Source organism: Floridaenema fluviatile BLCC-F154 (assembly GCF_041929135.1).
In the GTDB taxonomy this organism is placed as follows: Bacteria; Cyanobacteriota; Cyanobacteriia; order Cyanobacteriales; family Aerosakkonemataceae; genus Floridanema; species Floridanema fluviatile.
Genome location: NZ_JBHFNS010000087.1, coordinates 103,992 through 123,948, shown reverse-complemented (window position 1 = coordinate 123,948; position 19,957 = coordinate 103,992). Strand labels below are relative to the sequence as shown.

Annotated in this window: 15 protein-coding genes and 1 tRNA gene; 2 read left to right on the top strand and 14 right to left on the bottom strand. The window is 40.4% G+C overall.

All coding sequences use genetic code 11. The features are described 5' to 3' along the window. Positions 1 to 583 precede the first annotated feature (583 nt). From ACE1B6_RS24035 to ACE1B6_RS24000, 8 genes are all read right to left on the bottom strand, one after another. Positions 584 to 1,402: an HNH endonuclease signature motif containing protein gene (locus ACE1B6_RS24035; RefSeq protein ID WP_413259805.1), complete on the bottom strand. Its 819-nt coding sequence runs from the start codon at positions 1,400 to 1,402 to the stop codon at positions 584 to 586. Between the two features lie 47 nt (positions 1,403 to 1,449). Further along, positions 1,450 to 1,833, bottom strand: coding sequence for a hypothetical protein (locus tag ACE1B6_RS24030; RefSeq protein WP_413259804.1), 384 nt, complete (start codon positions 1,831 to 1,833; stop codon positions 1,450 to 1,452). 24 nt (positions 1,834 to 1,857) lie between these two features. Further along, on the bottom strand, positions 1,858 to 2,043 hold the full coding sequence (locus tag ACE1B6_RS24025) for a hypothetical protein (RefSeq protein WP_413259803.1): 186 nt from the start codon (positions 2,041 to 2,043) through the stop codon (positions 1,858 to 1,860). 237 nt (positions 2,044 to 2,280) lie between these two features. Further along, a tRNA-Met gene (locus ACE1B6_RS24020) sits at positions 2,281 to 2,354 on the bottom strand. Between the two features lie 133 nt (positions 2,355 to 2,487). Further along, positions 2,488 to 4,683 (bottom strand): peptidoglycan DD-metalloendopeptidase family protein, encoded by a 2,196-nt coding sequence (locus tag ACE1B6_RS24015; RefSeq protein WP_413259802.1) that lies wholly within the window; start codon positions 4,681 to 4,683, stop codon positions 2,488 to 2,490. 883 nt (positions 4,684 to 5,566) lie between these two features. Then, on the bottom strand, positions 5,567 to 6,028 hold the full coding sequence (locus ACE1B6_RS24010) for a tRNA (cytidine(34)-2'-O)-methyltransferase (RefSeq protein ID WP_413259801.1): 462 nt from the start codon (positions 6,026 to 6,028) through the stop codon (positions 5,567 to 5,569). Positions 6,029 to 6,341: 313 nt separating this feature from the next. Beyond that, positions 6,342 to 7,481, bottom strand: a complete 1,140-nt coding sequence (gene gshA, locus ACE1B6_RS24005; protein WP_413259800.1) for a glutamate--cysteine ligase — start codon at positions 7,479 to 7,481, stop codon at positions 6,342 to 6,344. Between the two features lie 90 nt (positions 7,482 to 7,571). Next, on the bottom strand, positions 7,572 to 8,489 hold the full coding sequence (locus ACE1B6_RS24000; protein WP_413259799.1) for a histone deacetylase family protein: 918 nt from the start codon (positions 8,487 to 8,489) through the stop codon (positions 7,572 to 7,574). A gap of 157 nt (positions 8,490 to 8,646) precedes the next feature. On the opposite strand from ACE1B6_RS24000, the gene ACE1B6_RS23995 reads away from it, so the two are divergent. Both ACE1B6_RS23995 and ACE1B6_RS23990 read left to right on the top strand, forming a co-directional pair. Continuing rightward, a complete protein-coding gene (locus tag ACE1B6_RS23995; protein ID WP_413259798.1) occupies positions 8,647 to 9,300 on the top strand; it encodes an SET domain-containing protein in 654 nt (217 codons plus the stop codon). A gap of 30 nt (positions 9,301 to 9,330) precedes the next feature. Beyond that, a complete protein-coding gene (locus tag ACE1B6_RS23990; RefSeq protein ID WP_413259797.1) occupies positions 9,331 to 11,460 on the top strand; it encodes a sensor histidine kinase in 2,130 nt (709 codons plus the stop codon). Between the two features lie 35 nt (positions 11,461 to 11,495). Here ACE1B6_RS23990 and ACE1B6_RS23985 read toward each other — a convergent pair whose 3' ends face one another. The 6 genes from ACE1B6_RS23985 to ACE1B6_RS23960 all read right to left on the bottom strand — a co-directional run bounded on the left by ACE1B6_RS23985 (position 11,496) and on the right by ACE1B6_RS23960 (position 19,932). After that, positions 11,496 to 12,185, bottom strand: coding sequence for a Uma2 family endonuclease (locus ACE1B6_RS23985; protein WP_413259796.1), 690 nt, complete (start codon positions 12,183 to 12,185; stop codon positions 11,496 to 11,498). 59 nt (positions 12,186 to 12,244) lie between these two features. Beyond that, a complete protein-coding gene (locus tag ACE1B6_RS23980) occupies positions 12,245 to 13,594 on the bottom strand; it encodes a hypothetical protein (RefSeq protein WP_413259795.1) in 1,350 nt (449 codons plus the stop codon). 162 nt (positions 13,595 to 13,756) lie between these two features. Beyond that, on the bottom strand, positions 13,757 to 15,055 hold the full coding sequence (locus tag ACE1B6_RS23975; protein WP_413259794.1) for a CO2 hydration protein: 1,299 nt from the start codon (positions 15,053 to 15,055) through the stop codon (positions 13,757 to 13,759). Between the two features lie 97 nt (positions 15,056 to 15,152). Further along, positions 15,153 to 16,679 carry an NADH-quinone oxidoreductase subunit M gene (locus ACE1B6_RS23970; protein WP_413259793.1) on the bottom strand — a complete coding sequence of 509 codons (1,527 nt, stop codon included), beginning with the start codon at positions 16,677 to 16,679 and terminating at the stop codon, positions 15,153 to 15,155. Between the two features lie 146 nt (positions 16,680 to 16,825). Continuing rightward, positions 16,826 to 18,685: an NAD(P)H-quinone oxidoreductase subunit F gene (locus tag ACE1B6_RS23965; RefSeq protein WP_413259792.1), complete on the bottom strand. Its 1,860-nt coding sequence runs from the start codon at positions 18,683 to 18,685 to the stop codon at positions 16,826 to 16,828. Between the two features lie 383 nt (positions 18,686 to 19,068). Next, on the bottom strand, positions 19,069 to 19,932 hold the full coding sequence (locus ACE1B6_RS23960) for a nitrate ABC transporter ATP-binding protein (RefSeq protein ID WP_459563094.1): 864 nt from the start codon (positions 19,930 to 19,932) through the stop codon (positions 19,069 to 19,071). Positions 19,933 to 19,957: the final 25 nt, after the last annotated feature.

Here is a 19,957-nt window from a genome sequence, read left to right as displayed (position 1 = left end):
ACATTTTGGATTAAAAACGCTCGTAGCTATCGCCTAGACTAGGTTTGAGCAAAGATACTTTCAACTAATATCCTTAGATAAAGTTGCGTCAGCTTGTTCTGTCGGTTTACCTTTTTAGGTAAATAAGTAGCTAGTTTATCAGATTCATCGTTATTCGTATACTAGCTCAAGTCTTTATCTGACAAGTATTTCAGCTAGTTTATCAGGCATACTCTACTAGGAATAACTACTAGTGAACTAGGTTTTTTGCGAAAACTTTAGGTTGTACGTATGAAACATCGTTCAACGCCTAATGATGAGTCTGATAAACTAGCGAAATAGCCTCCTAGTCTGACTTTCCATTGCTGAGTTATACTAGCTTGGTTATTTTCTGGTGGTAAGTATTGAAAAAACCTAGTTAACTTAGGTTAGCCCACAAGTCGCTAGTAAAAATGTGCTTTTGCCAGAGTAAATAAATGGTTTAAGCAGCGATATCTCAGCAATAAATATAACCAAACGTTCGGTACAACAAGAAGATATAATAAAGAGAAGGTTGTTACCCTAGCCTTGCTGGTTGACTAGTCTACTATCTAACCCAGATGTGTCAACCACTAATGGTAGAGGCTAACTCATCCAGTGCCATATTTAATAACAAAAGAGAAGTGCAAAGAGTAGACGTACCATTCTGGGTATGATCATAAACGTAGCCTAAAAAGTTTTCTACGGTTTCACTATCTAGCAAAACACCTTCAGAAGTTTTTAGGATAAATGCGGTATCTGTATAAGTCTTAAAAAAAGCATTCAGTAGGAGTATTACATTTTCTATTTCTTCTGATATTTCATCAAGACTTATAAAGCGCCTGACATCTTTTCCTGTATCAGAGGCAAGCTGATAATAGCTGAATGGTTTTTCAGACTTTAGCTTTATCACTTGTGCGGTACAAGTCCTACTCGCTGGGTTGGGTTTTATATTTTCGATACCTATTTTTGTTTTGTTACCTACATTTTCGGCTCTTATTTCTTTCTTTATATCAATCAGTTTTTGGCTAGAAGTTTTGCGTGTTTTTAGGGTGAGTTTCTGAGTCCTAAACATTGTCTCTGACTCGCTACAAGGAATATATACATAGCATCCAGGTTTATTTTTTCCGTTCTCTGATGCTGTGACTTCTCTTAAGTTCTCTCTACGGTTGTCCGATCGCACTCCGTTAATGTGGTCTACTACATAACCAGACTTTATCATTCTGCCTAGCGTTCTTTCCATTATCAGCCTGTGCAGTAGTTTCGTCTTACCGTTAATGCTACCTAAAACGTACCCATCACCTCTGATAGACCAACGACACATATCTTCTACTGGTTTGTCTTCAGGAGATATGTAAAACTCACCGTTTTTAGCCTGAACTGTATAATATTCTTCGTATTCCATAGTGCTTTATCTTTTGGCAGCATATATTCTTCATTTAAGCTGACAGTCTAAGACTTGCTTAGTTCATATCGGTTGTCATAGTTCAGTGGAATAAATAGCTTTGAAGAGTAATGAGGAGTCATTTTAACTAATAGTAAGTTACTTCTTCTACAGTCTGCAAAACGTTGGTTTATATGGTATATTCGATGATCTTCAGGAATAGGACTACCTGCGATCCTTTCCATTATCATTTCTTCTAAATAAACATCTTTTCCATCTATTTGAGCCATTACGCAACTACCGTCATATCCCCAAGAATAGTTACTCAATAGGTCTGCATCTTCTGGAGATACATAAAATGTACTACCAGGCTCATGGTAGGCAACATAAGGCTCAAAGTCCTCTAAGTCATCTGTATCGCTAGTAGGTATCTGGTCAGAGTCTTTAGTCATTGTTAGCACCTTGTATTACTATTATTATTCCATTATTCTATTTTTGTGTTCTGTGGGGTCTGGGAAAAGTCCATCTGTGTTTTTCCATTGTTGAGATAAATCAGCTTTCATAAAGTTACCTAAGAAACAGGGTAAAACCCTAGTCAACCAGTTTGCATGACCAGTTAAATAGGGACATACCATTTCTAAAAATAATATAACCATTCTCATCTGGCAGCCTCAGCCTAAATAGTGATAGCCTGCAAGACACTTTGGAACCCTTGTTAACATCTTTCCTTGACCGAACGTTCAGTACAAAAACTACAATAAAAACCGTCTTGGTAGTCTCACAGGAGGTCTAATATTCCGGGTAAATTTCCGGGTAAATCCGGGTAACTTCTCATGCTTTAATAGTCTTATTGGGAAGAGGTGGTTTCCGAAAACCTTTGTTATATCTAGCTTTTTAAATGGCTCAGGTCGGATTTGAACCAACGACCCCAGGCTTATGAGTCCCGTGCTCTAACCAACTGAGCTACTGAGCCTTGTTTTTCGTGACCTTTGTTAATATAACATAGTCTTTTCAGAAATTGCAAGCATTTTTTTATTTAATTCAGGTAGTTGGTAATCGAGTAGCTTGCCTGATGTCCCAAACTACCTGAAGCTTGCGAGAACTATTTAGCTGCGAGAACGAGGTAAGTAAGCTATTGGGTTCACAGCTTTTTTTCCATCTGGACGGATTTCAAAGTGCAAGTGAGGGCCAGTGCTACGTCCGGTGCTACCCATAGCAGCAATATGTTGACCTTGTTCAATTACTTGCCCTTCTTGGACAAAAATCCGGCTGTTGTGAGCATAGTAAGTGGTACTGCCATCGGGATGTCTAATTTGGACTAAATTACCGTAGCCACCCGAATTCCAGCGAGCATAAGTTACAACTCCGGGAGCCGAGGCGAAAATTGGTGTGCCAGTGGCATTAGCAATATCAATTCCTCGGTGCATTCTGCCCCAGCGCCAACCATAACCAGAAGTGAGTACTCCTCTAGCAGGCCAGACATACCCATTCATCTCTTGGTTATAACCTGGATAGTTATAAGGACTCTGGATTGGTGGTAAATCGGGGGTTACTGTCCGTCCGGGTACATTTTGGTTGTAAGGCTGATAGGGGTCTACGCCTAGTGGTGCTGTAGCAACTACTTGCCGCCTTGAGGGTTGGGTTGCTGGAATCTGGTAAGAAGTGCGAGGTAAGCTAGCTGGCGCTTCTTCAGCACGTCTTTGGATTTCTGCTTGTAGAGCTTGGTTATATTGGTTAGGCCGGAAATCAGGATTGACTGGGTAGCTGTTTGTACCACGTAATTGAGCCGCGGCATTATTAGTGTTTGCAGCTGCTGGTGTTGCCGTTGTGCTATTCAAAGCTGGGCTTGGCGAATTAGCACCTGTTGGCTGCTTTGCTTGCTGCCTTAGTTGGAGAATTTCCGCCCGTAGTCGCTCTACGTAAGGATTAGAATACTGTTTTGTTCTATTTGATGGTTCTTCTTGGTTAGTAGTGTTTTGTGCTAGAACAAATTGATGGTTTTGAGTTTGAGTCGATAAATTCTCTGACTCGGTTGGGATTGTTGGTTTGCTAGGAGACAGGAATTTGTTTCCGGCTGTGGGAACCGAAGTAGTTTCTACTACTGGCTCATTTACAGAGAGATCCCAACCTGGGAGATCGTCTGTTCCTAGCTGAGAGAGTGGAAATGCAGCTGCTTTTACGTCTGCTGGTGCATTTTCACTGGTTTGTGGTGGTAGTAAAGCTGTGACTACTGGCAAGTTTGCTGCCGAGTTATTTGTTAATTGCGTTTCGGGAGCTAAATTTGTTGAAGTTGACTGGAATTCTGAGTAGTTTGTCCCTAAATGTTGAGTGCTAATTGGTAGGGAACTAACAGTGTTTTGGGGAACTTTCAGTTGTTGGGCAACTTGAATGCGATTGGGGTTTCCTAGTTGGTTTGCTTTTGCTAGGGTGGCTACGGAAACGGCATATTTCCGTGCGATCGCTTCAATAGTATCTCCTGGTTTTACTTGATAAACTACTGAAACGGTGGGTTCTTCTACTGGTAGTTGTTGCCCTACCTCTGGCTTGATTTCTGGTTGTACTAACTCTACTGGCTTGGCTGTTGCTACCTGCGCTTGCCAGTTGGGAGAAACTGGTTCTACAACCTGGGATGATTCGACAATCGGCTGTAACTGTCTAGAAACTACAGCTGGTGCCGCAGTTTCACTTACGGACACCGATAATTTAACAGAAGACTCCTCAGACTTCCACTCCGCCAGACTACTTCTCAAGCGGTTCGATGACTCTTTCAGACGATCGAGTGCTACCGCTTGTTTAACTTGTAAAAGTCGATCGACACTACTTTTGGTAGCGGTTTCAACGTCAGGTGTTTGCGAAACTACCTCTGGTTGCTCAAAGGTGACACTTTGGTTTTCGCTTCCTTCAATTTTGTGATTGAGGGATGAAATTTGATTTACCGAGTTGCCTACTGTTGAGCTATTACTAGCTGGTAATTCTTGAATTTGATGTGCCAAGGGTTTTGGCTCTAGTGCTTCCCGGTTAACCGATTTAACCTCTTGAGAACCCGTGGTTTCGGCCGTGGCTGTGGTAACATTTGATACTGCCCCATTAGCTGGTTCAGCGGCTACCGCACTATCTCCCTGACGTGGTAGTAGGACGCTACTAGACGCTCCCATTGAAATAGCTAAGCCAATCATTGCCGCAGAGGTGCGGGCTCTTCGGTTTACCTCTGGGGGAATTGGCTTTAAAGATCCCACCATTGAGCAATCTTCTGCTGCACAGGCAGGGATGGGATTAATCTTCTGCGTCAATGCTCGTTTCAAAAAACGACCTCCTACTTTCACTAGCGTTTAACTGTCCTGATGGATGCCTTGTTAAACTTTACCAACCTGTGATTGGTATCACATTTGTTTTTGATCCAGATCACTGACAGTAAAGATGCTTAGGCAAGAGTACCTTGATTTTTCAATTTAGACAAGTTTACAAGACTTAATAAATTTGCGCTAGCTGATTATAACCCCTGAATGGTTAATCATTGATATTGATTTAACAGATTGCACTTAATTTGAGTGCCAGGAATTATCTTAGGGCTAAATCGCGCTTTGGCAAATTTTAAGTAAAGCACGAAGCTTAGGATAAGTTGTAGATGCTTTTTGTTTACTTCATAGATTTATAGCACCCTTGGAACAAAAGTAGAACAAATATTTGTACTTAATTCTCATCTTTCCAGAATTGCGGTCTAGTTCGTTCCCTAAACTGCATTTGGCTAGTTTGAGAATCAATGGCTGGGTGAATCAGCCATCATAAAAATCGCTGCCGGAAAGCAAAACAGTTAAGCTAGAAATTTACTACAACTTTTGCCTCTGCGAACAACTCTTTACCAAAAATGAATAATCCGTATTACCCGATCTGTCTCTGGCAATGCCGGAATCAATAGAAATTTCTTATGCTAACTGAGCAAATTTACGTTATTAGCAGAAAATTTTTTTATGATCCTGAACCATAAGCGGCGTGCAGGTTGAGACTTTTGGTAGTGTTCAGCTTGCTAGATATTTTGAGGAGATCGACTGGGATATTTGGATCGATCGCTGTCGATTTAGAGTTGGTTGACAAAGGGTTTTTTGAGGTATATATTTACTAGGCTGTAGTAAGCTGAGATGTGAGAAGAGAATGGGGCGCTAGGTGGTTAACAGAGAGTGGTTTTAGTTAGTCTAAATAACCCAGTTGTCGCCTAGCTTCAAATAAACCAGCTGCTACGCTTACTGATAGGTTTAAGCTGCGAACACCAGGTTCGGACATAGGAATGTAAACTGTTTCTGTACAGATTGCGAGTATATCTGGTGGTAGTCCTGTGGTTTCGCTACCGAATAATAACCAGTCATCGGGTTGGAATTGGATTTTGAGATAACTGTTTTTTCCTGAAGTGGTGAATCCGATTAATCGCCCACCAATTTGTTTGTGTAGGGCGAGAAATTCTGACCAGGATGGGTGATTGTGTAGTTTGACGTAGGGCCAATAGTCTAAACCTGCTCTTTTGAGGTAACGATCGCTGATTTCAAACCCCAAAGGCCCGACTAAATGGAGTTCTGTGCCTGTGGCGGCGCAACTTCGGGCTATATTGCCTGTATTTGGAGGAATTTGAGGGTTTACCAAAACCACTTTCGCCATGAGTACTTGATGCTTGTGCGATCGCACTAATTTCTAAACATTACTTTTTCAAATTTTACTGACAAATTACCCTGATTTAATAGTTTTTATTAATCAAAGGGAATGGCGATCGATTGATTAAATATTCTGATGGCTTTTGGGGGGACTGGGGACTGGGGACTGGGGACTGGGGACTGGGGACTGGGGACTGGGGACTGGGAGGTGGGGAGAAGTTCGTTAGATTTGCATCAACAACTCTCCCCCTGCCCCCCTGCCCCCCTGCCCCCCTGCCCCTCTGCCCCCCTGCCCCCCTGCCCCCCTGCCCCCTACCGGACTAGGCGACTAAAAGTTGACAGAGTTTGTCTTCTAATTCATGTTCTTGAATTAGGGTGGTTTGGATGGCTTGGGAGATGACTTGGCGGGGTTCTAAACCTTGGTCAATTTGGGTCAGCCATTTTTGGGCGGTGTTGCCTTCGCGGAGAATTTTTTTCAAGGGGGAGAGGAAACAGCTAAAGCCTCGCTGTTTGGCGACGGGCCAAACTTCTTGGTAAATTTGTTCGATCCAATCTCTTGCTAATATTGGTTTGCCGTCTGACCAATGTTGGAGTTGGGCTTCTAAACTTAACTTAGCGGCGGCGGTTTCGTTGGCATCGGTGAGAATTACTAAGTCTTCGGGGGAAAGTTGGCTTTTTTCTAAAGGATCTAGGGTAGGATCGCTGATTAATTGCCAAATTCTGGCTTCTATTAGGGCAGTGATGGCTAAAAGAGAAATGGGATCTACTACTAAATCACAGATTCGTAATTCTAAGCGATTCAAGTCGTAAGGACGGCTGTTACCATTGGGGCGGACGGATGACCAAAGGTGACGGACGTTTTGCATGGTTCCTTTGGCTAATTGTTCTTCTGTCCAACGAATATAGTGGTTGTGACTTTCAAAGATGGGAACGTGGGCGGGGGTTTTGGGGAAAAGTCCCCAACGGGTGGAATGGTATCCAGTGGGTTGACCTTCGAGGAATGGGGATGAGGCGCTGAGGGCGAGAAAGAGTGGCGCTTCCATGCGGATGAGGCGAATTGCCCGCATGAGTAATTCTGGTTGAGAGATGCCGATGTTGATGTGAATGCTGGCGGTGACGACTTTGGTGCCGTAGGTGTTTTCGATGTAGGTATGGTAGGGGTTTTGGGGGTCGGAACGGCAAAAGCGATCGCTTCCGCCCAATGATAGGGTACTGCCGGGAATTAGGGTATAATTCCCTAAACGCTCTAGGTATTTACGGAGCCGCTGTCTGGGACGCACTAAGGCGCAGAGTAAGCGATCGTAGCAACACAAAGGCGCGGTGGTATATTCGACATTGCGGCTGTCCGGTTCTTTTACAAATCCGTCTAAGTCTGCCACAATGCGATCGGAAAGACCCACAATGTCTCCTTGTGGAGTCCCGGTGTACATTTCAACTTCAAAACCTTTGGATAGCAGCACGGTTTATCCTTTACAGGCGACAATTTACCTGATCTAAACGTAAGTGTATCGATAAGGAAGCTGAATGGCTCCTCTGTCAATAGTCTGGCATTAAAGATGATACTGATGATAGATCTCGCTGGCGGCGCGATGAATTAGGGAATGACGATAAACTAAACCTTTGAGGTCGTCAGCATATCCGCCACCGATGACACAAGCGACGGGATAACCTTTGGCGATACAGGTGCTTAAAACTTGCATTTCCCGACGATAAATTCCGGTGTCTGTGAGGGCTAATTTACCTAAGCGATCGGCTAAATGAGTATCAACTCCTGCATCATATAATACTAAATCTGGCTTTACTTGGCTGAGTAAATCTGGCAAGTAGTTCGCTAAAGTTTGTAAATATGCGTCATCTTCCATTCCTTGGGGCAAGGGTATATCAAGGTCGCTTTTTTGCTTTGTACCGGGAAAGTTGATTTCACAGTGCATGGAAAATGTGAATACGCTGTTATCTTCCTGAAAAATTAAGGCTGTACCGTCTCCTTGATGTACATCTAAGTCCACAATTAAAACTTTTTTAATCAGCCCGATGTGTTGTAGAACACGGGCGGCTATGGCTAAATCGTTAAAAATACAAAAACCAGATCCATAATTGGGAAAGGCGTGATGTGTTCCTCCGGCAGTGTTGCAGGCTAAACCATGAGTTAATGCTAATTGGGCTGTCAAAATGGTACCACCTACGGCAATCCGGGTACGATTAGCTAAGGCTGGACTCCAAGGTAATCCTATTTTTCTTTGGGCTTTGCTGTCTAGCGTGCCTTGGCAGTAAGCTTTCACATATTCTGGTGTGTGAACTAGTTCAATCCATTCTAAGGTAGGGTGTTTGGGGGTATGAAATTGTTGGGGTTTGGCGGTACCATCTGTTAACAGTAATTCGTAGAGTTGGCGAAATTTGGGCATGGGAAAACGATGTCCCTCTGGAAGTGGTGCAATGTAGTCTGGATGATATATGAGTGGTAAGTCCATTACAAATTTTTAAGTTTTTTCGCCATTATCTTTCTATTAAAATCTAATCTAAAATTTAAAGTTTAAAATCTTTCTAGGGCTACTAGGAATAGTATGTTCTTGTTGTCGATCGCTAGTTGCTCTTCAGGCAACTTTTATATTACCAGGTGCCAAAAGTATGATTCATCCAAATACAGAACTTCTCTATATAAATAAATATGTCGGATACGGGGTTTTTGCGACTAAGTTTATTCCTCAAGGTACGATTACTTGGGTGTTAGATGATTTAGATCAGAAGTTTGATGAAGTGTATGTAAATTCTCTGGATACGATGTTCCGGCAGAAGTTGCTTAAGTATTGTTACCGCGATCGCGATGGTAAATACATATTATGTTGGGATATTGCTAAGTTTGTCAATCATAGTTTCAATTCTAATTGTATTAGTACGCCTTACAAGTTTGAAATTGCGGTGCGGGATATTTACCCTGGAGAAGAGTTAACTGATGATTATGGTTATTTGAATTTAGATGAACCTTTTTACTGTTTGCCGGAAAAGGGTTGTTCGCGCACTAAAGTAATGCCTGACGATCTGTTGCAATTTTACCCGGAATGGGATCGGAAACTTGCCATAGCTATGGCATCTTTTAATCGAGTGAAACAACCTTTAAAGCGATTAATTAACTGCCGATATATTGATAGGGTAAATGCGATCGCTCAAGGAAAAGCTAAGATAGATTCAATTCTTAACTGTTACTACGATCGAGCAAACAAACTTGAGTCTAGTCAGTTAGGTGTTGGTGCGATCGCTAACGAGTTACAACCCCTTTGTTAATATCAAATTTACTCATCCATTGGTGATGTTATGCGAACAAAGTTATTAGAGTTTACTCCCAATCGTCCCCAAAAACTTTCCTTATTAAAATCGGTTGGTTGGAAATTATTTCTCTCTGTCTTAGGTGGAACTTTGGTGGGTTTGCTTTGTGGATCGTACCTGTTTTACCGGGAACTAGTCAAACAATCAAAAGCTGAATTAATTTCCAGTTTAGAAGTTCAAGCCGAAAGTTTAGAAGGAAGTTTTAGAACCTTTGAAAATACAGCAAAACTAGTTGCTGATGCGGCAACAACACTTTATCAAGCTGGAGAAAGAAGAGAATTTGTTTATGTTGATTTAATTCGCCGTTCTTTGCAAACTTCGCGGTTAGGAACTGGATTAGGTTTTGGGCAACCTCCAGAAAAACGTTTGATTATTCCTGAAAGAAAGTATGCCTATCCTTTCGCCATTCGGGAAAAAAGTGGTAAAGTAATTGCTAAAGGTGGAGATACCGATCCCGGAGATTTTCAAGAGAGTTATTTTAGAGATCCAATTAAGGCTGGTAAACCAATTTGGATCGAACCTGTTCGCTATAACGAAACAACGGTCGATCCTCCAAGAATATTTGTCAGCACTAGTTACACCCTACCATTTTATAATAATAAAAAAGAGCTTTTGGGAGTAATGGCGTTAGATTTAGAATTGGGATTTATTAGCGAAAAACTTTCTAAACCTGTGATGAGAGATTCTGGTTATTTTGTGCTAGTGAGTCCGCAGGGAAATTTAATTGCTTATCCACCAAGTCCGCAACTAGCTCTTGATTTAAAGCCGTTTCCTGAAATCAATAACTATGCTCAACTTTGGCAAAAAATCAACTTAAAACTTAAATCTAGTTCTGAAAATACAGGAATTATATCTTGGCAAGACAAAGAAGGTAAGCAGGAATTTTGGGCTTATCGAAAAATTTCTAATAATAATTGGATCTTGTTAGCTTCCGTACCCAAATGGGTAGTAATTGGGCCATTGTTGCGCTTTTCAGTGGTAGGAACGGTGTTAGCAGCGATGGGTGCTTCTGCTGTTTTAGCTATAGTAGTTTTTCTGTTTGTCAGGCGTTTAAATCGGCGGTTACAACCGATTATGGATGAGTGTAATTTATTGGCAGAAGCTAGTGCTAAAAGTGAAGAATTGATGAATAGAGAAGATGAAATTGGTAGGTTAACTATCTCTTTTTATAACTTGTTAGGACAAGTAACTGTGAATGAAAAACGCTTGCGAAAAGAAATGGAAAAATCAGCGCAAGCTTATCAAGCTTTGCAGGAAGCACAAGCTAAGTTAATTCAAACGGAAAAAATGTCTAGTTTGGGGCAATTAGTAGCAGGTGTAGCGCACGAAATTAACAATCCAATCAATTTTATTTATGGCAATTTACCCCATGCTACCAACTACACCCAAGAGCTTTTAAGATTAATTGAATTATATCAGCAAAAGTATCCTAATCCTGAACCGGAAATTCAGGATTTCGAGGAAGAGATTGATTTAGAATTTCTCATAACTGATTTACGAAAAATTCAATCATCGATGAGTATGGGGGCAAATAGAATTCGGGAAATTGTATTGTCTTTACGTAATTTCTCGCGTTTTGATGAAGCGGAAATGAAAGATGTGAATATTCATGAGGGAATTGATAGTACTTTATTGATTTTGCAAAATCGGTTGAAAGAAACTTCTACTAATTTGGGAATTACAATAGTTAAAGAGTATGGGAATTTGCCTCTATTGGAGTGTTATGCTGGACAATTAAATCAGGTGTTTATGAATATTTTGAGTAATGCGATCGATGCTTTAGACAAATTCCGCAGTAAAGAAGAAGCCGAGACTCATAATTTGGTTCCAACTATTATAATTCATACCGAATTATCACCAGATAATTCCCGTGCTGTAGTCAAAATTAAAGATAATGGTTGTGGAATTTCTGAGGAACATAAAAGTAAGTTATTCGATCCTTTTTTCACTACCAAACCTGTGGGTAAAGGTACGGGTTTAGGTTTGTCTATTTGTTATCAGATTGTTGTTGAAAAGCATAAAGGTGATTTGCGCTGCGTTTCAGAAGTTGGCAAAGGAACGGAGTTTATTATTGAAATTCCGGTTTATCAAACTAAACCAGTTAGTAAGATATATTAAACTTTGGGAAATTTAGTAAATCACTTTCAAATTATTCAATCCGAACTATCACTTGTTGATTGAGTATTAATAATTTCGCGTATTTTCTGCCTAAATAACTTTACGGCACTTCTTTGTCCAATTGTGCGACTTTGTTCAATAAAACTGGGAATTTCTCCTATTGGCAAAAAGGGAAATGCTAAACTTTGTTCGCACTGTTCATATCCGCCTTCAATGCGTCGATAAATCAACAATGTTTTCCTCGTATATCGCCAGAGTTCGGGAACTCCTAAAGCGGAATAAAGTGCTTCTTTGTTAACAGAAGAACTGGTATAGTCTGATTCGATCGCTAAATCCGGTGGTGGATCGCCAGGAAGAATAATTTCCTTTCTTCCTCTGACTTGTGCTTCATTTTGAATATAAAAGCAAGAGTCTGGTTCGATCGCATTTCTCAAATCTTCCCGTTCCAATGTCAGAGATCCAGCTTTTAATACTTCTATTTCCAATTCATCTGCAACTACTTCGATAAAACTTTCTAATAATCCTTTGGGAACTTCGTGTTCTAACAATGGCATTCTAGTTTCTAAGACTCCTTGATCGTAAGCGATTCTCCAAGCGCGATCGTCTCCTACTTCTTTCATTAATTGTTTGTAAGTTTGCCAGCTAACACCTCTCATTACGATTCTGTTTTCGTTAGAGTTTGTGGGAACAGGCTGTTCAATTAAAGCTTTGTCTGATGTTACCATAACTACTAGTTTTAATTTTGGCTTTTTCTTACTTTAGCAAAATTCTTAAGTTATCGTTATTACTTGCGGAATAGGCGGAGAATTACATAAGCGATCGCCACCACAAATAATCCAGTTCCAATGCTTAAACCAAAAGCTTGTTCAACAGAAATTGACTTACTTTTTGCTGTTGGGGATGGCAATTTAGTAGCAATAATTGAAGCGGTAATGGTACTTGCAGCTAAGCCGCTGCTGGCGATGATGATTGTGTTGGTGAGAGTGCGATCGCTCACTTTTCTCTCTAAATCTATCATCCCTTGAATTATGTTAACCTGACTCTCTAAAACCTTAGCTTTTAAACTATAATTAGTGTAATTTCTCGCTATTTCAAACTGATATTTTTGCTCTACCAATCTACTAAAATCCTCGAATAATTTTAAATCAGTCTCACCAATTAAGACATCTTTTTCCGCTAAAACTTGAGTTTGTTCTTTAATCTGTTTGATGATAAATTGGTAATTCGCCAAGTTATTAGTGATAGTTTGTTGCCAGATTTCCAGTTGAATAAGTTTAGTCATATAATTAAAAGATATTTTTGGCTGAGATTGGAGTAAATTCTGTAATTTACTGAATTTTTCCGAACCTTTTTCAGCAGATATATTGTCTATCGTTTGAGTTGCATTACTAACTACAGTAACCAACTTATGCAATTCCTGGTTACATTTTTGACTTTGCGAATAAGCCACAATAATCTTATTACGATAACAAAAAAGCTGTAACCACAGTTTATAAAAACTAGCTGTTTTCTCCATTGTCTGCAACTTGGGATAGAGAAAAATTAAAACATGATTATTTTCTTTTTCCACATCTTCCCACTTTTGGGGAGGTTGCCAAACCTCAAAAACAGTTGCACCTAAAAACTTACCTTCTTGGGGATTTTGCCACTCTTTCCCAGTAAACTCTTTGTATAATTCTCGAGCGATCGCTTGTGGATTTGAAGCGGTAGATAAGTAACCGGAAATTATCCAAGTTGTACCTAAATTAGCATTTTTATAATCAGCTAAAGTTTTTAAATATCGTAAGCAACTAATAGGTTGAGGTTGTACTTTATCATTAATATAACAATCAAATAACAGAGCATAAGTATCATTTAAACGAATGGGATAGTAAGAAGCTTCTATAGGATATCCGCCCAAAGATGCAGTGAAAAAAAATTGTTTTTGTCTGTTTGCAGCATCGGAAAATTCGAGCAATCGTATATATTCTGTATTTTCTGCTTTCGCCTCTTCTGCAAGTTCAACCTTTAAATTTTTGGGTAAATTAGACCAAAAATTAGCATGATTTGTTTCAATATCTGCTTCATTTTCTGTGAAAGCTTCTCTTTGGTGGTAAAGAAATAAATCAAGAGTTGGATATATTATTTTATTCATTAGTCTGTTTGCTGTGCATAAAGGCAACTTTCACAGCTATTGTACTGTTCGTTGTGAGCACTTCAGTGCGCTAACGCTGAAGCGTTTACAACAAACTGAAAAGAAGGTTCGTTGTCAGCACTTCAGTGCGCTAACGCTGAAGCGTTTACAACGAACCTTGATTTACCTGTACTCTTGATTTTGAATGCTACCGATTCTTGCTTCTGGGCGCAAGAAACGATCGAGTTGAGATTCAAAGAATTGGCGATTTGCCATTAAATGTTTTGGATTTGGATCGTCTAAAGGATATAACAAAGCAGTTCTTAAAGCTTGAAAAACTGCTGATGTTACCACATACATGGAACGTTGGAAACTAATCCCCAATTGGATTAACATATCATCTTCATTGCGACAATATTTGTGATAATAATCCGTCAGATATGGGGGTAAGAAATGGAACATATCCTGCATTAATTGTGTTGGTGGAATACCCGCTGTACCTACAGGAAACACATCAGCGTAGAGAATTCCATAGTGGAAATCTTCTTGTTTTTCGGGAATTTCTTTAGCTTGGGCGTTGTAAGATTTCGTACCTCGGAAAGGTGAAGTGCGGTAAAAAACCGCTTCTACATAAGGCAAAGCTGCATCATATAACCACATTAATCCTAAATCTTTGGGAATGATTTTATGCACTTCATCTCGGATTTTTACATGGTGATAAATTGGTCTTCCAGCAGCAATAAAAATGCAATTTACCAGGAAATCCATTGCTTGTGGAACGGTGGTAATTTCTCCTGAGTCGTAGCGATCGCTAATCTCAAAAAACACCGGAGCCATTACTTCCCAGAATAAACCCAAGTTAGCATAATAAGAAGCTTGGCGACATTGTTCCAAAAATAAATCTGGGAACAACTTATACAGGGTTAACATTGCCGGATTACCCTTAAAATAAGACTTAATCGCCTCATCAGCTGCCTTCTTATATTCCGGGGTATCCAAATAAAGATCCATCCCACCACTAAGGCGATGCCAAAGCATGGAACGCATACATTCCTCGGCAAATTCCATGTTAATGCGATCGTGCCAAAGGTGATGAAAAATCCGAGGAAAATTCTTCTTTAATTCTCCCTTATCCATAAACTCTAAAAGTTCAGGATGTGCGGTAGCTTCTCCCTTTCTCCACACCCGATAATCTGCATCATCGCCTTGATAATGATTATGTAAATCTAAATACTCTTTAGGCAAAAAGTACTTAAAGAAAGGCAAAGGATCGACAAAAACTTTTTCCCCAATATAAAGCAAATCCCGCCAATAAAAATCCATCGGTACGGCATAAGCCTTATAAAGACCGATAATTTGCATCAAATTTTCTGGCGTGTCAGGTAACATTGCGCCGCCAGCTTCCAAACGATGCACAACATCAGCATACTTATGCCTAGAAGGAGGCAATTTGCCTGAAGATTTAACCGGAGTTTGTACCATCTTACTTCCTTACAATTGTATGAGTAAATTACTTCTAATAAACTAAGTTCGTTGTAAACGCTTCAGCGTTGAAGCACTGAAGTGCTGACAACGAACTTTACTTTTTCAGAGGTTCGATGACTTTAGCTATTTGTTGTTGGGGATGAATTTGTACGGATGCGACTAAAGCAGTACTACTTTGTTCGCTCCAACGCATTAACCAAGTAGGTTGTACACCTAAAAAGAAAGTTAAACCTACTAAGATTAAAGCGGGAATTCGTTCACTCCATAAAACTTTGGGATAATAAGCTGTAGCATTATCCAACTTGCCAAAACAGGTGCGATTTAACAGAATTACAAAGTAAACTCCGGTCAACATTGTGCCTACGACACAGATTAAAGTTGGGATCGGAAATGTTGCATAAGCGCCTTGAAAAACTACAAATTCAGCAATGAAACCTACTAAACCTGGAATTCCGGCACTTGCCATTCCTGCTGCTACGAGAAAGGCGCTAATAAAAGGTAAACCGCGAATCGGATTCATTAAACCATTGAGCACATCTAATTCGCGTGTACCAACTTTTTCTTCGACTACACCAACTAAATAGAAAAGTGCCGCTAAAATAACACCGTGACTGAACATTTGGGCGACTGCGCCGACAGTTCCTAAAGGTGTTGCGGGGGCGAGTCCTAAGAGCACATAACCCATGTGTCCGATCGAGCTATAAGCGACCATTCTTTTGATATCTTTTTGGGCGATCGCAGTTAATGCCCCATAAACTACACTCACTGTTGCCCAAACTGCCAAACTAGGCGCTACAGTTCCCCAAGCATCAGGAAATAAACCCAAACAAAAACGCACTAAACCGTAAGTTCCCAACTTCGCTAAAATGCCTCCCAAAAGAATTGCTATTGGTGGAGAAGCTTCTACATAAGCATCAGGCAACCAAGTGTGGAAAGGAACTAAAGGAGTTTTGATTCCAAAACCGATTAATAAAGTAATTAACAAAGGAATTTGCCAACTAAAAGGCAAAATTGTTGATTTAATTGTTTCATAATCAAAATTGAGAGTAGCACCTGGAACGGTACTTCCTGCTAACCAACCCAAAGCTAAGAAAGCAGCTAAGATCAAAATCCCTGAAACTGCTGTATAGAGCAAAAATTTAATTGCTGCATATTCCCGTTTTAAACCACCCCAAATCGCAATTAATAAATAAAGGGGGATAAGTTCTATTTCGTAAAACAGGATAAAAAGTAGCAAATTTTGGGCTAAAAAAGAACCCGCCAAACCAGCACTAACTAACAGAATTAACGAGTAATAAAGTTTGGGACGGGCAATATTTTCCCCACTACTGAAAATGACTATCCAAATCAGCAAACCGTTTAAAACTACTAACGGTAAAGATATCCCATCGATACCCAAATGATAGGATAAACCCAAAGTTTCAATCCAAGGTAGATATTCGGTAAATTGAAAACCGGGATTGTTAATACTGAATTTGGACAGGATGAAAATAGTCCAAAAAAAGATGACGCTAGCTACAATTAAAGCTAAATTTCGAGCGTTGCGGGCTGCTTTTTCCTGGGGTAAGACTCCAATAATAGCAGCACCAATGACAGGCAACCAAATTAAAGTACTCAGCATGGTGATTAGTCAAGTTTTGAGTTTTGCGTGTTGAGTTTTGAGTCAGGAAGATAGTTTTGAATGTAGGGGCGGGTTTAGAAAATAACTTTTCCTTCTCAGAGATCACCTGGCAACAAAACCCGCCCTTGCTTATTTCCCGCCCTTACTCATTTGCTGACAATTAATAGTTGGGATAAAAAGGGCCAGCTAACCAAAATTACTAGTAAGGAAACGCCCAAGAGAATGCTTAGGAGATAAAATTGACCTTTGCCAGAGACGTTGTATTTGAGAGTTTGTCCGCTGAAAACTGTGGCAATTCCGGTGAGATTGACTATGCCATCAACTAAGTAGCGATCGATCGCATACATCACACGAGAAACCAAACCAACGACAAACACGATCGTCAATTTATAAAGTTTGGCAGTGTAAAGGTCGTAAGCGAAAAAATCTTGCAAAGGTTTCCAACTTAACTGCACTGGTTTTTGCCAATTGTTGTTCAGATAAATCAAGCCACCTAAAGCGAAACCAGCTAAACTAGAAACTACTAAAATTAACGCCACCGTTAGATTAACATTTTCTAAATTGGGTAGCATTTTCCATTTCAAAAGTAACAATGGAACATGAACATTAAAGCCGCTTAAAATAACCATTGGCAAAGCCATAGGCCAATGAATTTCAGGCGAACGGTAAGTCATTTGTTTGACTTGACCAGCAAAGACTAAGCCGAAAGTGCGAGTCAAACTCAAGGCAACGATCGCGTTAACTACTAACACTAATCCAGCTATAAATGGATAAGACACCCACAGATTTTCGACTAGTTTTAGCATTGACCAAAAACCGCCCAATGGTGGTAAGGCAATTAACCCCATTGCACCAATAATAAAGGCAAATCCTGATACTGGTCGGCGCGACCACAAACCACCGTATTTTGTTAAATCTTGGGTGATGTTATTCCAAACTACTCCCCCAACACCCATCACCAAAAGCGCCATGCTGAGTGCATAAGTGAAGGTTAATAACAATGCTGTTTGGGTTTGTTCAGCAGCTACAGCAATAAAAACGATACCCATGTAGGCGCTGACGAGGTAAGACAAAGCACGTTTAATATCAATTTGGGCTATAGAGATTAAAGAAGCACCAACAGCAGTCGCGCCACCCACAATAAACATTGCTGACTCGGTGACTGGAGAGAGAGCTAAAACTGGTTGAATTTTCACTAATACCCAAGCGCCAGTAGCGACAACTACAGCATTCCGTAAAATCGTAGCCGGAAGGGGGCCTTCCATTGCTTCATCTAGCCACAAATGTAAGGGAAATTGAGCGCATTTACCCAATGGCCCTGCAATTAAAGCTAAGCCCAATAATGCAGCGAGTTTTGGGTCAATTTGGGCAGTTGATGCCCATTCTGCTAAGTCGGTGAAGTTCCAGGTTTGGGTAATCGGATAAAGTCCTAAAACTCCCATGAGTAGAAATAAGTCTCCTACTCGTTTGGTTAAAAAGGCATCTCTTGCGCCTGTGATTACTAATGATTGGTTAAACCAAAATCCGACGAGTAAATAGGTACCCAGCGTTAAAAGTTCGAGGATGGCGTAGCTAAAAAATAGGGAATTGCACAGTACTAAACCACACATTCCTGCCTCGAAAAATGCGACTAAAGCAAAGAATCTCGCCCAACCCCAGTCCATCTCCAAATAACCGATGGCGAAAATTTGCGCTAATAGGTTTAACCCCGTGATTACAACTGTAGCTCCTACTGTCACGGTGGAGATTTCCAAGGGCAAAGTTAGGTCTAAGTTAGCTACTTGCAGCCAAGGAATGAAAAGTTGATAGGGTGCTTGGTGCCAAATTGCTGGGAGAGCAAATAACCCGTGCAGAAAAGCCAAAAATGTTGTGACAAGGTTAACATAACCGGATGGTCTTGGCCCTGTGCGGCGAATGACTCCGGGCGACCAGGGTATTGTTAAAATCATCCCGACTAAGGGATATAAAGGTACCATCCAAATTGTTTGGAGCAAGAACTGAGACATCAGGATTACCCCTCAAATTTCAGCAATATTATGGGTAAACGAAGGTATGGATTTGAATCATCTCAATCCATTGTTTTCACCTTCAGGCAGATTAATATTTGCGTATTTACGAAGCCATTAATGTGCCAACAATTTCTAGCCAGTTGAGCAACAGGCTAGTTGTTAAGTAACAATGTATCAAATTTTCTTATGAATTTAAGACTTTTTTAATTTTATTTGATTGATAGTGTCAATCGTTACTATAGATTAAAATCTATATATCGACTAAACAATGACAAATCTGTATAGCATTTAAAGTAATATTGCACAAGAAAGAGGTGAGAAGGCTCACCTCTGGTATACACTGGAGGTTTTAAACCACACAGGTATAAGGAAATCTGATATTACTCATCATCATGAGCGAAGCGGCGGAAGAGGTAATCGAGGGCGTAGTTGCGGAGGTTGTAGTACTCTGGATCTTCCATGATTCTAGTCCGATCGCGCGGACGAGGAAAAGGAATGTTGAGAATTTCCCCGATGTTGGCTCTTGGGCCATTGGTCATCATCACTAAGCGATCGGCTAAAAACAACGCTTCATCAATGTCGTGAGTAATCATTAATACTGTCATTCGGTATTCGTTCCAAATACTTAGCAATTCTTCTTGCAATTCTTCCTTGGTAATTGCATCTAACGCCCCAAAAGGTTCATCTAAGATTAACACTTCGGGACGAATTGAGAGGGCACGGGCGATCGAAATCCGCTGTTTCATCCCCCCGGAAAGTTGCTGCGGCTTTTTATTAGCAGCTTCTAACAATCCTACCATCCCTAAATTGTGTTGAACAATCTCTCTTTTTTCCGCTTCCGATTTTTCTGGGTGAACTGAATCTACTGCCAAATAAATATTTTCAAACGCAGTTAACCAAGGTAACAAAGCATAGTTTTGAAATACTACCATGCGGTCTGGCCCTGGTTTGACGATCGGGTGGGTACGCAATCTTACTTCCCCAGTTGTAGGACGGGAAAAACCCGAAACCATATTTAATAATGTGGATTTTCCACAACCTGAGTGCCCAATGACGCAGATAAATTCCCCTTCGTGAATTTTCAGATTAACATCTTCTAAAACTACATAAGGGCCTTTCGGTGTGGGGAAGGCTTTGGAGACACTTTCAAAGATTAAAAATGGTTCTTTTCTGGCTGATTTTACAGCTAAAGGAGTTTTGATTGTTTGAGTTGGGTTAGTGGTCGGGTTTTTCAAGGTTGGCATTTTCCTGAGTTATTTGAGGTGTACG

Excerpts from the sequence above, each read along its gene's own strand:
- ACE1B6_RS23960 (WP_459563094.1), bottom strand. The coding sequence starts at position 19,932 with ATGCCAACCTTGAAAAACCCGACCACTAACCCAACTCAAACAATCAAA.
- ACE1B6_RS23995 (WP_413259798.1), top strand. The coding sequence starts at position 8,647 with ATGATTCATCCAAATACAGAACTTCTCTATATAAATAAATATGTCGGA.
- ACE1B6_RS23975 (WP_413259794.1), bottom strand. The coding sequence starts at position 15,055 with ATGGTACAAACTCCGGTTAAATCTTCAGGCAAATTGCCTCCTTCTAGG.
- ACE1B6_RS23985 (WP_413259796.1), bottom strand. The coding sequence starts at position 12,185 with ATGGTAACATCAGACAAAGCTTTAATTGAACAGCCTGTTCCCACAAAC.
- ACE1B6_RS23970 (WP_413259793.1), bottom strand. The coding sequence starts at position 16,679 with ATGCTGAGTACTTTAATTTGGTTGCCTGTCATTGGTGCTGCTATTATT.
- ACE1B6_RS24010 (WP_413259801.1), bottom strand. The coding sequence starts at position 6,028 with ATGGCGAAAGTGGTTTTGGTAAACCCTCAAATTCCTCCAAATACAGGC.
- ACE1B6_RS24035 (WP_413259805.1), bottom strand. The coding sequence starts at position 1,402 with ATGGAATACGAAGAATATTATACAGTTCAGGCTAAAAACGGTGAGTTT.
- ACE1B6_RS24030 (WP_413259804.1), bottom strand. The coding sequence starts at position 1,833 with ATGACTAAAGACTCTGACCAGATACCTACTAGCGATACAGATGACTTA.
- ACE1B6_RS23965 (WP_413259792.1), bottom strand. The coding sequence starts at position 18,685 with ATGTCTCAGTTCTTGCTCCAAACAATTTGGATGGTACCTTTATATCCC.
- ACE1B6_RS24025 (WP_413259803.1), bottom strand. The coding sequence starts at position 2,043 with ATGAGAATGGTTATATTATTTTTAGAAATGGTATGTCCCTATTTAACT.
- ACE1B6_RS23990 (WP_413259797.1), top strand. The coding sequence starts at position 9,331 with ATGCGAACAAAGTTATTAGAGTTTACTCCCAATCGTCCCCAAAAACTT.
- ACE1B6_RS24000 (WP_413259799.1), bottom strand. The coding sequence starts at position 8,489 with ATGGACTTACCACTCATATATCATCCAGACTACATTGCACCACTTCCA.
- ACE1B6_RS23980 (WP_413259795.1), bottom strand. The coding sequence starts at position 13,594 with ATGAATAAAATAATATATCCAACTCTTGATTTATTTCTTTACCACCAA.